Below are 14,077 nucleotides of genomic sequence, written 5' to 3'. Positions count from 1 at the left end.
AGGATGACAAACGGCTTTCTTTTGATAAATGACAGTATTGAGGAGGAGCACCAATGAGTGTGATTCGTATTCGGAACCTGACCCGGGATTATGGATCAGGAAAAGGAATTTTTAATATTTCTTTTCAGGCAGAAAAGGGGGAGGTTTTTGGGTTCCTCGGTCCGAATGGCGCCGGCAAGACTACAACCATTCGTCATCTGATGGGGTTTATTAAGCCAAAAGCTGGAAGCTGTCAGATCAGCGGGATGGATTGTTGGAAGGATCAGGAAAAAATTCAGAAATATGTCGGTTATATACCGGGGGAGATCAGTTTTTTTGATCATATGAATGGCAGGGAATTTTTGAAATTCGTAGCCGATTATCGAAAACTTGGGAAGGATAATCGTATGGAGGAGATGCTGGATCGATTTGAGCTGGATCCGGGGAGTAAAATCAAAAAAATGAGCAAAGGTATGAAGCAGAAGCTTGGGATTGTCGCCGCTTTTATGCACGATCCGGATATTCTGATTCTTGATGAGCCTACCAGTGGTCTTGATCCGCTGATGCAGAACCGGTTTACTGAACTGATTGCAGAAGAAAAGAAAAAAGGAAAGACCATTTTGTTATCGAGCCACATATTTGATGAAGTTGAACGTACGTGTGATCGAATTGGGATCATTCGCAGCGGGAAGCTTGTGGCCGTTGACTCAGTGGATGCATTAAGGAAGCGTCACATGCGAACTTACACAGTTACGCTGGAATCCCCAGAGCAGGCACGGGCATTTGCAGAAGATTTTGAGGGCGTTTGCGACGGCACAACTGTTCATGTTGCGGCAAAACAAAGCCTTGAAAACATCTTTTTACATTATTATGGAGGAGAAAATGATCAGCTGGACATTATATAAGCGGGAAATGAAAGGAAGCGTTAAGCTGCTTCTTCTTTTGGCTGCTGTTATGACAATGTATATTTCTGTCATTATCAGTATGTACGATCCGGAATTGATGGCTATATTGGACGGCTTTGTGGAGGCTATGCCTGCACTAATGGCTGCTGTCGGCATGCGTGCCGGGGCAACCAGTCTGATCGGCTTTATGGTTTCTTATCTTTATGGTTTTATATTGCTGATCTTCCCGATGGTATTCAGTATTTTGCGTGGAAACGGGCTGATCGCAAAGTATGTAGATAAAGGCTCTATGGTCACTTTGGTGGCTGCTCCGGTAAAAAGAAGAACGATTGTAATGACACAGATGTTTGTACTGATCAGCGGAATCGTTCTCCTCCTGCTCTATACGACCGGTTTGGAACTCCTGATCGCACAGAGCAGTTTTCCGGGAGAACTGGTGGTACCGGAGTTGTTAAAATTAAACGCAGCTCTTTTGTGCCTGCATCTTTTTATTGGAAGCATCTGTTTCCTTGCTTCCTGTGTTTTTTCAGATACAAAGTACAGCGTAGCGTTTGGCGCAGGGATTCCTGCATTTATGTATGTGCTTGAGATGTTGTCCAATGCAGGAGGCAAAGCCGGTAAGATGAAATACTGCACATTTTTCACACTCTTTGACGCAACCGGAATTGTAGCAGGAGAAAACAGGGCAATGCTCGGAAGCTTGCTTTTACTTTTTGGGGCTATTCTGTTTTTCCTTGTTGGAATTCGTACTTTTTGTAAGAAAGATTTACATATTTGATAATTTTGCAGGGAGAAGAATGGGAGAAAACGGTATGAGCAATGATAAAATTTATGGAATGAGTTTTGGCAAAATTTCTCCGCTTCTGGTCAGCAAAGCGGAGAAAAAAGGGCGTACACTCGCGGAAGTGAAACAGGTAATCATCTGGCTGACAGGATATACCGCAGAAGAAATTGAAAAGGCTGCGGCAGGTTCCCTGACATACGGTGACTTTTTTCGTAACGCCCCACAATTAAATCCAAACCGGAAGCAGATAACTGGCGTTGTGTGTGGCGTGCGCGTAGAAGATATCAAAGAACCGCTGATGCAGGAAACCCGGTATCTGGATAAACTCATTGATGAGCTTGCCAAAGGCAAAGCTATGGAAAAAATACTGCGTGGACAGACACAGGTCTGCGAAGCAGCTAGCACCCCTGTTGAAAAAACGTATCTGTTTGATGCAGTAATTGAACCTGTTCCCGAAAAGGGCGGCGCTTATGTGCGTTTTCCAAAAGATATCCGTAAGGAGTTTGGAAGAGGTCGGGTGAAGGCAGATATTACGTTTGATGGTGAGCCGTATTCTGGCAGTATCGTGAATATGGGAGTAAAAAATGAAGATGGCTCTGTTTGTTATATTATTGGTATCAGAAAAGAGATTCGGGCCAAAATAGGAAAGCAGCCTGGAGATACCGTAAGAGTTACGGTAAGCTTCCGTATTGCACAGCAAAAAAAATAGGATGACCAGATTTCGCAGGTACTGCCGGGAAAGAAAAAGGGTGTTGCAAATGGCGGCGGATTGTTATTATAATTATGCCTGTAGTGTGATACAGGGTATTATTGGCGGAAGAAGCACATAAAACCCGTTAATCAGTAAGAGGAAGCGTGAGAAGGACGGATTATGGCAGGCAAAATGACGATCAATGAGATAGCGCAGCTTTCGGGTGTGGCGAAAAGTACGGTTTCGCGGTACTTAAACGGCGGAAGTGTAAAATATGAGACAGGGCTGAAGATCAAGAAGGTAATCGAGGAGCACAATTATGAGCCGAATGTGTTTGCGCGGCTGAGTGCCAAAAGCAGCCGCATTATAGGGCTGATCGTGCCGGGATTTAATTCTGTGACAACGCCGCGGCTGGTGGAAGTGATCGTGGCATATCTGAAGCATGAGGAGTATACGCCGCTTATTATGCACACAGGCAATGACCTGGATGAAGAGGTGCGCAGCATTGAACGGCTAAAGCGGATGAATGTGGACGGGATACTGGTCTTGTCTACCGGAGTGACAGACCGTCACAGGGAAGTTATGGAGCGCACAGAGCTGCCGATCCTGTTTTTGGGCCAGCGCACGCCCTACGGAAATTGTGTGATCTATGATGATTATCAGGCCGGCGCGGATGTGGGCAGGTATATCGGAGGCAGCGGAGCGGCAGATGTTGTGCTGCTCTGGGTAGGAGAGGAGGATCCCTCTGTAGGCGGAGAGCGCAGACAGGGAGTTTTGGATGGGCTGAGACAGAGCGGCGCAGAGAAGATAGAGATTGCAAAGACAACCTTTTTTTATGAAGATGCCGTGGAACGGATGCGCAGGCTTCTGGATGAGAGAAGTGTGCCGGATGCAGTGATCTGTGCGACCGACCGGATCGCGCAGGGCGTGTACCGGGTACTGTATGAACGTCAGATCACGGTGGGAGAGGAGGTTTCTGTGGTGGGGTTCGGCGATTATGAGACGAGTGAGCTGCTGATGCCGCCGCTTGCTACGGTTGCATTTGACGGGATACAGTTTGGAAATGTCAGTGCGGAGACGATCCTTCAGATGATACAGGGAAAGCCGGTAAGCGCGGTACAAATGATCCCGCATCGTCTGATCCGGCGCAGCAGTGTAAAAGAGGGATGACAGAGCCGGATATCCCGACAGGCGGACCGCAGGACAGGAGTACGCATGGGAGGACGGAATTTGATAGAGGAGAGTGTGCAGCATACATGTGAAAGGATGCAAACGGACGTATGCTGCGGCGCCCTTCTCTTTTTTGTTGGCAGATTTTTGTACAGTTTCCACAAAAACGAGAGTGCAAATTTGGAACCGATTCCAAAAATAATTTTTCCATGCAGAATCCATTGACACAATAAATATTGAAAGATATAATGACAATACAAAAAGAAACCGGTTCCAAAAGAGGAAACAGGAATGTAAGAGAGGAGAAGTAAAAATGGGTAAGCAGGAAGAGTACCTGAAAATTTCGGAAGAAATTGTGAAATGTGCAGGGGGAATGGAGAACATTCAGGGATCTGCGCACTGTGCGACGAGACTGCGTATTGTCCTTAAGGATAATGACAAGGCAGACATGGAGCAGCTGGAAAATGTAAGCAGGGTAAAAGGAGCGTTTGTAGCGGGAAATCAGTTACAGCTCATTTTTGGAGCAGGCGTCGTCAACGAGGTCTATGAGGTGTTTGCCAGGTATACGCATACAGAAAATATGTCTCTGGGCGATCTGAAGGCAGAGAGTGCAAAGAAACAGAATCCGGTGCAGGCAGTGATCAAGGCTTTATCGGATGTATTTATCGGTATCATGCCGGCTCTTCTGGCAGCGGCGCTTCTTATGGGACTGACCGGGGTGCTTGGAGGCCTGGATATTGTCAGAGAAAATGAGACGATGTATGCGATCAATAAGCTTGTGAGTCTTGCTTCTAATGGAATCTTTGCGATCCTGCCTATGGCAGTGTGCTATTCTGCTGTAAAGCGGTTCGGCGGCAATCCAGTGCTCGGTATGGTAGTGGGAGCGATCATGCTGGACGGCTCGCTTGCGAATGCCTACCAGGCGGCGCAGGGACTTGCAGATCCGGAAGTGATCAGTCTGTTCGGGCTGAAGGTTGAGCTGGTCGGCTTTCAGGGCGGGATCATTATTGCTCTGATGATGGGATATATCGTGGCCAGACTTGATATTTTCTTTAATAAAAAAATCCCGGATGTGATCAAGCTTCTGGTCGCTCCGCTTTTGACGGTATTTATCTCGACGGTACTGCTGTTTACCTGCATTGGTCCGGTAGGCCGGATCCTCTCTGACGCGATCACGAACGCGCTTGTATGGGGAACGAACCATCTGGGGGCATTTGGTTACGCGCTGTTTGCAGGGGTGCAGCAGCTTGTCGTGATCACAGGTCTGCATCATATTATTGGAGCCGTGGAAGCGCAGCTTATCGCTGATACGGGGACAAACTTTATTAATCCGCTGATGTCTGTTGCACTGATGGGACAGGGCGGAGCAGTACTTGGCTATCTGGCAGTGAACTGGAAAAATGTAAAGACCAGGGAGCTTTGCATCCCAAGTTTTCTGTCTACACTTTTTGGTATCAGCGAACCGGCGATCTTTGGTGTGAACCTGAGGTATCGTTATCCGCTGATCGGAGGCTGTATCGGCGGTGCGGCGGCAGGCGCATACGTATACTTTTCCAGGCTGACTGCATTTGGATTTGGTACAACGGCGGTTCCGGGAATCGCGATCGCGAATCCGGCAAATAACGGGTATGTAAATTATATAATTGCGCATCTGATCGCGCTGCTGATCGGAGGCCTTGTCACGATCTGCTTCGGGAAAATGGCGGGAAAGAAGCAGCCTGTCAGTAAAGAGTCAAAGTCAGCGGCATCGGAAGCACAGATCTTCCTCAAGGCTCCGGTTCGGGGAGAGGTTTTACCGATCACAGAATCTTCTGATCCGACATTTGCGCAGAAGATGCTCGGGGACGGGATCATGGTAAAGCCGCAGGAAGCAAAAGCGGAGGTACTCGCTCCATGTGACGGGACTGTTAAATTTGTGTATCCGGGCGGTCACGCAGTAGGAATTGAGACGGAAAATGGTCTTGGCATACTGATCCACTGTGGTGTGGATACCGTAAAGCTCGAAGGAGAGGGCTTTACAGTCTGCACGAAAGAGGGAAGCGTGGTCAGAGCGGGAGAGCGCCTGCTCCTGTTTGATAAAGAGCTGATCGAGGGCAGAGGGTATTCTGCAGAGGTGGCCATGCTTGTGACAGACAGACCGGAAAATTGCACGGTGAAGGTAGAGGGGCTTGCAGAGAATCTATGATGAACAGAGAAGAATATGAGAAACAAAAACCGGATTTCCTCTATATGCGGGAGTCTGTGAAGAATGATCCGAACCGGCTTCATTTTCATCTCATGCCCCCGACCGGGTGGATGAATGATCCGAACGGGCTTTGCCAGTTTCGGGGTATCTACCATATTTATTTTCAGTATACGCCGTTTCTGGCAGGCTGGGGGACGAAGCTCTGGGGACATTACACGACAGAGGACTGGTTGCATTTTGAGGAATGTGAACCGTTTTTGTTCCCGGACTGTGCATGGGACCGGGACGGTGTATACAGCGGCTCGGCTTTTGTGCAGGATGGACAGATCCATTATTTTTATACCGGAAATGTAAAGCTTACGGATCAGCCGTATGATTACATTATGGAGGGACGGGAGCAGAACACGATCCATTTTGTCAGCGCAGACGGAATGCAGGCCGGGGAAAAGCATCTGGTCATGACGAACGGGGATTATTCGTCCGGAATGTCAAAACATGTCCGCGACCCGAAAATCTACTGTGAAAAGGGCAGATACTATATGATCCAGGGAGCGCGGGATGCCAGCTCCCGCGGCTGTGCCCTGCTGTTTGTCTCAGAGGATTTAAAGAGCTGGAGCTATCTTGACCGCATCCAGACGCAGGAACCGTTCGGATACATGTGGGAATGTCCTGATCTGTTTGAGCTGGATGGACATAAGCTCCTGATGGTCTGTCCGCAGGGTCTTTCCCAGGATGGACATAAGTATCAGAATGTATATCAGTGCGGATATTTTCCGGCAGAGCTTGATTTTGAAAAACGGGAATACCGGCTTGGAGCGTTTTGTGAGCTGGATAAGGGCTTTGATATCTATGCGGCGCAGACGTTTCAGGATGAGAGAGGCAGACGCATCCTGATCGGCTGGATGGGGATACCGGATGCGGATTACGATAACGATGCGACGGTCGCATATGACTGGATCCACGCGCTGACGATGCCGAGGGTACTTACTTTCCGGGAAGGGCGTCTGATCCAGCAGCCGATGGAGGAGATGAAGCGCCTCCGTCAGGAAAAACGGATGACCGCAATACAGTCCTTTGACAGCTGGAATACATCAGACTGCTGTTTTGAGATGTCTGTACAAAGAGAGGATGTGGAAGCTTCTATGATTCTGCAGCTTCGCGAGGATGTGACGCTTACCTACCGTGAGCATGTCCTTGCACTGGAGCTTGGAAAAAGCGGGCATGGCAGAAAGCGGCGTACCGTCTGGCTTCAGAGTCTGCGCAGCTTTACCGTATTTTCAGACACATCCTCGATCGAGATATTTATCAATGACGGCGAGGAGGTTATGACGACAAGAGTGTACAGCGATACGCTGTCACAGACCGTACGCTTTTTGCAAAGCGGCACAGACGGCGCAGTCTGCGTGTACCGTCTGGGGAGCTTTTCATACCGCGGGACGCTTCCTACAGCATAAGAAACTGCTGGATAAAAGGAAGCGCTGCTCCGATAGGAATCATATGCTTTGGCATCTTGCTGATCTGGAGAAAATCCGATGACTCAGGAAATGGAGTGAGTTGTCGGATTTCTTCATAAAGAAAAGTAAGGTCGCTCTCATTCAGATAGGGAGCAAGATAGCCTCCCAGAATAAACGTTTTGTCGTAGATCAGGTGGAGCAGGTTAATGGCGCGCGCCAGATGCTTCAGATAGCTTCTCCACCGTGTGCAGGCAGCGGGCTCGAGGCTGCGTACCTGCCCGAAAAAGGCGTCTGGGTCCTCTGATTTTTCCAGAAGCGCGTCAATCGAACACAGGGTTTCCATACAGCCCCTTTTTCCGCAATAGCACAGCTTTCCATTTGGCTCCATCACAATATGCTCGATCGTCGAGCTGTGGCCGTGATCTCCGGTGATCAGCTTTCGGTCTGCGATCAGAGAAGCGCCCAGATGTCTGCCAAGAGAAAGATAAAAAGCATCCTTCAAATCGGGAGATATCCACAGCTCCGCAGTGGCGGCGCTGTCTGCATCGTGGATAAATGCGCACGGATAAGGCAGATAGGTGGAAAATGCAGTAATGGACAGCCCGGTACACGCGAGGATCTTTCCATAAAGGACGGTTTGCGCGTCCGGAGAGATCAGTCCCTGTATGGCAAAGCCGACTCCGAGGATCTGCTCGTCACAAAGCATGGCAGAATCCCGGAAGGCAAGGATCTCTTTGCATACGTTCTGAAAATATGCAGCATCGTTTTTATAGGCAAGCTCATGTACGCAGCTTTTGATCTCTCTTCCATAGAGGTCTGCTGCGAGAATCTTTATTTCATTTCCGAGTATTTCTACCCCGATCCCCACACGAAAATCAGACACGATCGTATAGGCGGCTGCCTTGCGTCCGACATATTCGGTATGGATCAGCCCGCTTTTGACGATCATCCCATCCTCTTCCAGAGCATTCAGATTGGCTGTGACAGTCGGTCTGCTCAGATGCAGATTGTAGGAAATATCCTGCTGGGAGACATTTTGGTTGAGGTAAATGTACTGGTATATGAGATTTCGGTTGTTTTCCTTAATCTGATTTGGAGTAATGCTTTTTTTCATAGTCTGTTCATCCATTCGATAAAAGTAGATCACTGCATGCGCCGTTGTGTGTACCTGGGCTCATGAAGTGTTCCTATTATACCAAGAATGCGGCGTGCCTTCTACTGGCGGGTTTGCACAAAATCAGGGGGAAGATATTGTTCAATATTACAGATTGACGGGAAGCGCTTTTCAAACTATTATGTAATTGTAATTTGCTAAACTATTTTACAAAATAAATTACAAAACAGGAGGAGCGTTATGGGAATTATAGAAAACATGCGACTGGATGGAAAAAAAGGGTTTGTGACAGGAGCGGCACGGGGGATCGGCAAGTGTACAGCCACTGCGTTTGCACAGGCCGGAGCCGATGTGGCGATCGTTGATGTGGATTTTGCGCAGGCGCAGAAGACGGCCGGAGAAATCGCAGCACTGACCGGGAGAAAGGTCATTGCCATAAAGACAGACTGCACCAGCAAAGAAGAGGTGGAGGCTATGGTAGATCAGGTGAGTGCAGAGCTTGGCGGGCTTGATTTTTGTCATAACAATGCCGGGATTTGCATAAATGCCCCGGCGGAGGAGATGACGTATGAGCAGTGGAGCCGAGTGATCGATGTAAATCTCAACGGGATTTTTCTGACAGACATAGCGGCAGGAAAATATATGCTGGCGCATGGAGGCGGTTCTATCATCAATACGGCGTCCATGTCGGCTCATATTGTAAATGTGCCGCAGCCGCAGTGCGCCTACAATGCGTCAAAAGCTGCGGTGATCCAGCTGACAAGATCGCTTGCGATAGAATGGGCAAAGCGGGGAGTGCGCGTAAACAGTATCAGTCCGGGATACATCGGCACGGAGCTGACGCTGAATGCCCCATCGCTGGTCCCGCTTATCGACAGGTGGAATGAAATGGCGCCGCTTGGAAGGATGGGAAGACCGGAGGAGCTGGAGGGGATCTGCGTTTACCTTGCAGGAGATACGAGTACGTTTACAACAGGCGCAGACTTTGTGATCGACGGAGCCTTTACCTGTTTCTAGGCGCAGCCTCTCGTCAGATCTGTTATACTGTGATCCTGCTGCGCGTGAAAGAAAAAGAAGTGAACGAACAGGGAAATTATGGTATGATTCTAATAGAATCTGTATGGAAAAAGCGAAGGAGGAAAAGGTATGAGACTGACGATTCTCGGAACAGGCAACGCGACAGTGACGAAACGGTATAATACATGTTTTTGTCTTACGAATGAAGAGGGACATTTTCTGGTGGATGCAGGAGGTGGGAACCGGATCCTGCAGGTTCTGGAGGAGAGCCGGATCCCGCTGGAGGAGATCCATGATATTTTTCTGACGCACGAGCATATTGATCATCTGCTCGGGATGATCTGGCTGATCCGCATGATCGGACAAAAAATAAATCAGGGGAAGTATGAGGGAGAGCTGCGGATCTACTGTCATGAGGGACTGGTAGATACGCTGACCACGATCGCAGGGCTGACGATCCAGAAAAAGGTCACCAAGCATATCGGGGAGCGCATCCGCCTGGTTCCCGTCTCTTCCGGTGAGACGAGACAGATCATCGGATGCCCGGTGACATTTTTTGATATTGGATCGACAAAGGCACGTCAGTTTGGCTTTACGCTTACGACCCCGGAGGGCACGAAGCTTTCCTGCTGCGGAGACGAGCCGTATAATCCCTGTGAACAGCAGTATGTGGAGGGAAGCGACTGGCTGATGCATGAGGCCTTCTGTCTGTACGCACAAGCCGATCAGTTCCGGCCATATGAAAAGCATCACAGTACGGTGCGCGAGGCATGCGAGCTTGCGCAGCAGATGCAGATACCGAATCTGATCCTCTACCATACAGAGGAGACGCACGGAAGCGCGCGCAGGGAACGCTACTGCGCAGAGGGCAGGGCGTATTACCATGGCAATCTGTATGTGCCGGAGGATCTGGAAACATTTGAAATTTGAGAACATCACATCGTAAACTGAAACATGCAGTAGGCTCCATAGACCGCAAGCAGTACAATACCCTGTATGCGGGAGAGCCTGTTGCGGATAAAGACCGGAACGGTCAGCACGAGCATCACAAAGAACATCAGCGGGATGTCAAGCACGAGCGAAGCGTTATGCCCGGCGATCACGGAGCTTTGCGGAATGTCAAACGGAGCGAGGGTGATCGAGATACCGCTTACAAACACCAGATTGAACAGGTTGGCTCCAATGATATTGCCAAGCGAAAGGGAGCTGTGTCCCTTGATCAGTGAGGTGATCGCTGTTACGAGCTCCGGCAGCGAGGTGCCGAGTGCTACGAAGGTAAGCGCGATCACGGATTCCGGTACGCCGATCGCCTGTGCGATCAGAGTGCCGTTGTCTACGAGCAGGTCAGCGCCGATTGCGATCATCACAGCGCCGACTGCGAGAGAGAGAAGATCCACGGTAAGAGAACGTGCCTGTACACCGCCGGCAGGCGCCTGCTTTGCACAGGTCTGGTCTGCGGCTGCCTGTGTCTGCGTCTGTGGGGAAGTGTGCAGATGCTCTGTGCGTTTTGGCAGGCTGTTCCTGATCGTGCAGATCATGTAGACGGCAAAGATCGTCAGCAGTATCACACCGGAGATACGGCTGAAATGCCCGAAATGGTAGGCATAAAAAGAATAGAATACAGCAGCTGCAAAGAAAAAGAGCACTGGTATTTTCAACGAGCTGCGTTCTGCCTTTCCGGGACGGACCGCGATCGTGATGGCTGCGATCAGCGCAGTGTTGCAGATGATCGAGCCGATCGCGTTGCCGTAGGCGATCTCGCCGTGCCCCTGCAGCGCAGAGGTTGCCGATACCATGACCTCAGGCAGGGTTGTGCCGATGGATACGATCGTTGCTCCGACGATCAGCTCCGGTATGTGAAAGCGGTAAGCGATACCGGTTGCGCCATCGACAAACCGGTTGCCGCCGACGATCAGCAGCAGCAGTCCCAAAGCAAAAAGTAATACAGGAACAAACATAAATAAGCCTCCTTTTTAAAACGTTATGATGTCAGGATCGAAAAGAGCGTCAGGGGATTTTTGTCGACCATTCCTGGCAGTTCCAGACCTCGTCCACTACGTCCTGGTAAAATTCAGACTCATGGCAGATGAGCAGGATACTGCCCTTGTATTCCTGAAGCGCGCGTTTTAATTCTTCCTTGGCATCTACGTCCAGATGGTTGGTCGGCTCGTCAAGCAGCAGGATGTTGGTCTCTGTGTTGATGATCTTGCACAGACGTACCTTTGCCTGCTCTCCCCCGCTGAGGACGCGCACCTGACTTTCTATGTGCTTCGTGGTAAGCCCGCATTTGGCAAGGGCGGAACGCACTTCATACTGTGTCAGAGACGGAAATTCCTGCCAGATCTCTTCGATACAGGTCATGGTGTTGTCCGGCGCAGCCTCCTGTTCAAAATATCCAATATACTGGTAATCGCCTCTTTGGACCGTTCCGGAATACGGCGGGATCAGTCCGAGGAGACTCTTTAAAAGAGTAGTCTTTCCGATACCGTTTGCTCCCGTAAGCGCGATCCTCTGCCCGCGTTCCATGCGGATATTTAACGGCTTTGAGAGCGGTTCTCCGTAGCCGATCACGAGATCGGACGTCTCAAAGATCACCTTTGCGCAGGCGCGGGCAGTGCGGAAATGGAACTCCGGCTTTGGTTTTTCCTTTGCCAGCTCGATCATATCCATTTTGTCTAATTTTTTCTGTCTTGCCATTGCCATGTTGCGTGTAGCGACGCGCGCCTTATTTCTTGCGACAAAATCTTTCAGCTCGCTGATCTCCTGCTGCTGGCGGTTGTAGGCTGCCTCAAGCTGCGCTTTTTTCATGGCATAGACTTCCTGAAATTTATCGTAGTCCCCCGGGTAGCGGTCGAGCTTCTGATTTTCCATATGGTAGATCAGGTTGACGACGCTGTTCAGAAACGGAATGTCGTGCGAGATCAGGATAAAGGCATTTTCATATTCATTGAGATAGCGTTTGAGCCACTCGATGTGCTGCTCATCCAAATAGTTTGTCGGCTCGTCGAGCAGGAGGATATCGGGCTTCTCCAGAAGGAGCTTTGCCATTAGCACCTTGGTGCGCTGACCGCCGGAGAGCTCTGTGACGTCACGCTCCAGTCCGATATCGGAAAGCCCAAGTGCGCGCGCGACTTCATCGACTTTTGCATCGATCATATAAAAATCATGGTGCTCCAGCATTTCCTGACAGGTACCTGTCTCTTCGAGCAGACGCTCCATTTCCTCCGGAGACGCTTCTCCCATCTGATCGAACATCTGATTCATAGACGCTTCGATGTCAAAGAGAAAGGCAAAAGCAGACTTGAGTACATCGCGGATCGTCATTCCCTTTTCCAGGACCGCGTGCTGGTCAAGGTAGCCGACGCGGACATTTTTTGCCCATTCGACCGTACCCTCATCAGGCATGAGCTTTCCTGTGATAATATTCATAAAAGTAGATTTTCCTTCACCGTTCGCGCCGATCAGTCCGATATGCTCTCCCTTTAACAGACGGAAGGACACATCTTCAAAGATCGCGCGGTCACCGAAGCCGTGGCTTAAATTTTTTACGTTTAAAATCATGAGAACTCCTTTTCTAAAAAAATGTATAAAAAAAGAATACACTTTCGTGTTTTGCGCGTGTACAGCTGATCGCGCCAATGTGGAAACATTATAACAGAGTATATGGAAGGAAACGGGAAATGTCAATTGGGTATTTGCCGGGAAGCAGTATCCCGTAAGAAAGATAAAAATTATGCTTGCTGTACAAAATATTTTGTAGTATACTGAAAAACGAAAACGGGGAGGTCGTGGAGACCTGAGAGTAAACCGCACGGTTTTGACCCTTAGAACCTGATACAGATAATGCTGGCGAAGGAAAATACGTTTTCAGATGCATGCCTGGGGTATGCGCTGGTATTCTTTTTGTGTCGGCATTTTGGATTGTCGGCTTTTTTTGTGATATAAAACATTTAGCTGTTAGGAAGAATCGAGGAAGATAGGATTATGAAGAAATGGTCAAAGGCTGCTCCGGTGCTGGTGATCGCGGCGCTGCTTTTACTTTGGGAGGCAGTAGTGCAGCTGGCACAGATCCCGCTTTATGTACTGCCAGCGCCAAGCGATATGTTCCGTACTTTTTGTTCAGAGTTTCAGACGCTTTCCGGGCATGCGCTGGTGACTGTCATGGAGGCGCTTGTGGGGATGGCGATCTCCTTTGCAGCCGGGATAATGATTGGGATCCTGATGGATGCGATGCCGGTTTTTCACAGGTGTATTTATCCGATCCTTGTTGTGACACAGACAGTTCCGGTCATTGTGCTTGCGCCTATCTTCATTATATATATGGGCTTTGGATATGCGCCGAAGATCCTGACGGTTGTACTGATGTGCTTTTTCCCGATCGTTGTCAGTTTCAGCGACGGGCTGGGGGAGATGGACGCCGGATATTTGAACCTCGTGCGCACGTACGGTGGTTCCCGCGCACAGCTTTATCGTATTGTGAAAATTCCATCGGCAATGATATCGCTGCTGTCAGGGCTGAAGGTGGCAGCTACCTACAGCATCAGCGGCGCTGTCGTCGGAGAGTGGATCGCGTCGCAGAGCGGGCTGGGGTACTATCTGATCCGGGCAAAAAACGGATATATGCTGGACAAGGTCTTTGCCTGTGTGCTGATGATCATTTTACTGAGTCTACTGATGAATGCTCTTGTGAAGCTGCTCGGGTACGCAGTGCTGCCGTCGCTGCGCCGCAGGAGGAGCATACAAAGCTGAGAAAGTTTTGAACAGAAAACTGATAAAAA

12 protein-coding genes, 1 pseudogene and 1 riboswitch are annotated in these 14,077 nt (G+C 49.5%); of the genes and pseudogenes, 10 read left to right on the top strand and 3 right to left on the bottom strand.

Annotation, left to right across the window (positions count from 1 at the left end):
• Window positions 1-53 precede the first annotated feature (53 nt).
• From QOX44_RS10805 to QOX44_RS10775, 7 genes and pseudogenes are all read left to right on the top strand, one after another.
• Complete coding sequence (locus QOX44_RS10805; protein WP_283683146.1) at window positions 54-884, top strand: ABC transporter ATP-binding protein; 831 nt, start codon at window positions 54-56, stop codon at window positions 882-884.
• Window positions 862-1,662: an ABC transporter permease gene (locus QOX44_RS10800; protein WP_283683144.1), complete on the top strand. Its 801-nt coding sequence runs from the start codon at window positions 862-864 to the stop codon at window positions 1,660-1,662. The genes QOX44_RS10805 and QOX44_RS10800 overlap by 23 nt, the downstream gene beginning before the upstream one ends.
• 19 nt (window positions 1,663-1,681) lie before the next feature.
• Window positions 1,682-2,029: pseudogene (locus QOX44_RS18225) on the top strand (DUF2200 domain-containing protein); the annotation flags it as partial.
• Entirely contained in the window at window positions 2,024-2,377 is a 354-nt protein-coding gene (locus tag QOX44_RS18220) for a DUF1905 domain-containing protein (RefSeq protein WP_283683181.1), read from the top strand. The pseudogene QOX44_RS18225 and the gene QOX44_RS18220, both read left to right, overlap by 6 nt.
• A 162-nt stretch (window positions 2,378-2,539) precedes the next feature.
• On the top strand, window positions 2,540-3,529 hold the full coding sequence (locus QOX44_RS10785; RefSeq protein WP_283683143.1) for a LacI family DNA-binding transcriptional regulator: 990 nt from the start codon (window positions 2,540-2,542) through the stop codon (window positions 3,527-3,529).
• Window positions 3,530-3,842: 313 nt separating this feature from the next.
• Window positions 3,843-5,714, top strand: a complete 1,872-nt coding sequence (locus QOX44_RS10780) for a PTS beta-glucoside transporter subunit IIBCA (RefSeq protein ID WP_283683142.1) — start codon at window positions 3,843-3,845, stop codon at window positions 5,712-5,714.
• On the top strand, window positions 5,711-7,168 hold the full coding sequence (locus tag QOX44_RS10775; protein WP_283683141.1) for a glycoside hydrolase family 32 protein: 1,458 nt from the start codon (window positions 5,711-5,713) through the stop codon (window positions 7,166-7,168). Before QOX44_RS10780 ends, QOX44_RS10775 begins: the two co-directional genes overlap by 4 nt.
• On the opposite strand, the gene QOX44_RS10770 is transcribed toward QOX44_RS10775, so the two are convergent.
• Window positions 7,158-8,282 carry an ROK family transcriptional regulator gene (locus QOX44_RS10770; protein WP_283683140.1) on the bottom strand — a complete coding sequence of 375 codons (1,125 nt, stop codon included), beginning with the start codon at window positions 8,280-8,282 and terminating at the stop codon, window positions 7,158-7,160. The genes QOX44_RS10775 and QOX44_RS10770 overlap by 11 nt on opposite strands.
• Before the next feature lie 240 nt (window positions 8,283-8,522).
• Here QOX44_RS10770 and QOX44_RS10765 point away from each other — a divergent pair, with 240 nt between their 5' ends.
• Window positions 8,523-9,299, top strand: coding sequence for an SDR family oxidoreductase (locus QOX44_RS10765; RefSeq protein ID WP_283683139.1), 777 nt, complete (start codon window positions 8,523-8,525; stop codon window positions 9,297-9,299).
• 129 nt (window positions 9,300-9,428) lie between these two features.
• The gene (locus tag QOX44_RS10760; RefSeq protein WP_283683138.1) at window positions 9,429-10,229 is read left to right on the top strand and encodes an MBL fold metallo-hydrolase; all 801 of its coding nucleotides are present in this window, start codon (window positions 9,429-9,431) and stop codon (window positions 10,227-10,229) included.
• A gap of 5 nt (window positions 10,230-10,234) precedes the next feature.
• Here the strand turns inward: QOX44_RS10760 and QOX44_RS10755 are convergent, their stop codons facing one another.
• Both QOX44_RS10755 and QOX44_RS10750 read right to left on the bottom strand, forming a co-directional pair.
• Complete coding sequence (locus QOX44_RS10755; protein ID WP_283683137.1) at window positions 10,235-11,257, bottom strand: calcium/sodium antiporter; 1,023 nt, start codon at window positions 11,255-11,257, stop codon at window positions 10,235-10,237.
• A gap of 49 nt (window positions 11,258-11,306) precedes the next feature.
• Entirely contained in the window at window positions 11,307-12,860 is a 1,554-nt protein-coding gene (locus QOX44_RS10750; RefSeq protein ID WP_283683136.1) for an ABC-F family ATP-binding cassette domain-containing protein, read from the bottom strand.
• Window positions 12,861-13,067: 207 nt separating this feature from the next.
• Window positions 13,068-13,174, top strand: a riboswitch (TPP riboswitch).
• 109 nt (window positions 13,175-13,283) lie between these two features.
• On the opposite strand from QOX44_RS10750, the gene QOX44_RS10745 reads away from it, so the two are divergent.
• Window positions 13,284-14,048 (top strand): ABC transporter permease, encoded by a 765-nt coding sequence (locus tag QOX44_RS10745; RefSeq protein WP_283683135.1) that lies wholly within the window; start codon window positions 13,284-13,286, stop codon window positions 14,046-14,048.
• Window positions 14,049-14,077: the final 29 nt, after the last annotated feature.

Origin of the sequence: Parablautia sp. Marseille-Q6255 (assembly GCF_951230155.1) — a bacterium.
In the GTDB taxonomy this organism is placed as follows: Bacteria; Bacillota; Clostridia; order Lachnospirales; family Lachnospiraceae; genus Choladousia.
This window is presented reverse-complemented; position numbering and strand designations above follow the sequence as displayed.

What these genes read in the sequence shown, in the direction of transcription:
- QOX44_RS10805 (WP_283683146.1), top strand. Translation starts at nt 54, where the DNA reads ATGAGTGTGATTCGTATTCGGAACCTGACCCGGGATTATGGATCAGGA.
- QOX44_RS10800 (WP_283683144.1), top strand. Translation starts at nt 862, where the DNA reads ATGATCAGCTGGACATTATATAAGCGGGAAATGAAAGGAAGCGTTAAG.
- QOX44_RS18220 (WP_283683181.1), top strand. Translation starts at nt 2,024, where the DNA reads ATGGAAAAAATACTGCGTGGACAGACACAGGTCTGCGAAGCAGCTAGC.
- QOX44_RS10785 (WP_283683143.1), top strand. Translation starts at nt 2,540, where the DNA reads ATGGCAGGCAAAATGACGATCAATGAGATAGCGCAGCTTTCGGGTGTG.
- QOX44_RS10780 (WP_283683142.1), top strand. Translation starts at nt 3,843, where the DNA reads ATGGGTAAGCAGGAAGAGTACCTGAAAATTTCGGAAGAAATTGTGAAA.
- QOX44_RS10775 (WP_283683141.1), top strand. Translation starts at nt 5,711, where the DNA reads ATGATGAACAGAGAAGAATATGAGAAACAAAAACCGGATTTCCTCTAT.
- QOX44_RS10770 (WP_283683140.1), bottom strand. Translation starts at nt 8,282, where the DNA reads ATGAAAAAAAGCATTACTCCAAATCAGATTAAGGAAAACAACCGAAAT.
- QOX44_RS10765 (WP_283683139.1), top strand. Translation starts at nt 8,523, where the DNA reads ATGGGAATTATAGAAAACATGCGACTGGATGGAAAAAAAGGGTTTGTG.
- QOX44_RS10760 (WP_283683138.1), top strand. Translation starts at nt 9,429, where the DNA reads ATGAGACTGACGATTCTCGGAACAGGCAACGCGACAGTGACGAAACGG.
- QOX44_RS10755 (WP_283683137.1), bottom strand. Translation starts at nt 11,257, where the DNA reads ATGTTTGTTCCTGTATTACTTTTTGCTTTGGGACTGCTGCTGCTGATC.
- QOX44_RS10750 (WP_283683136.1), bottom strand. Translation starts at nt 12,860, where the DNA reads ATGATTTTAAACGTAAAAAATTTAAGCCACGGCTTCGGTGACCGCGCG.
- QOX44_RS10745 (WP_283683135.1), top strand. Translation starts at nt 13,284, where the DNA reads ATGAAGAAATGGTCAAAGGCTGCTCCGGTGCTGGTGATCGCGGCGCTG.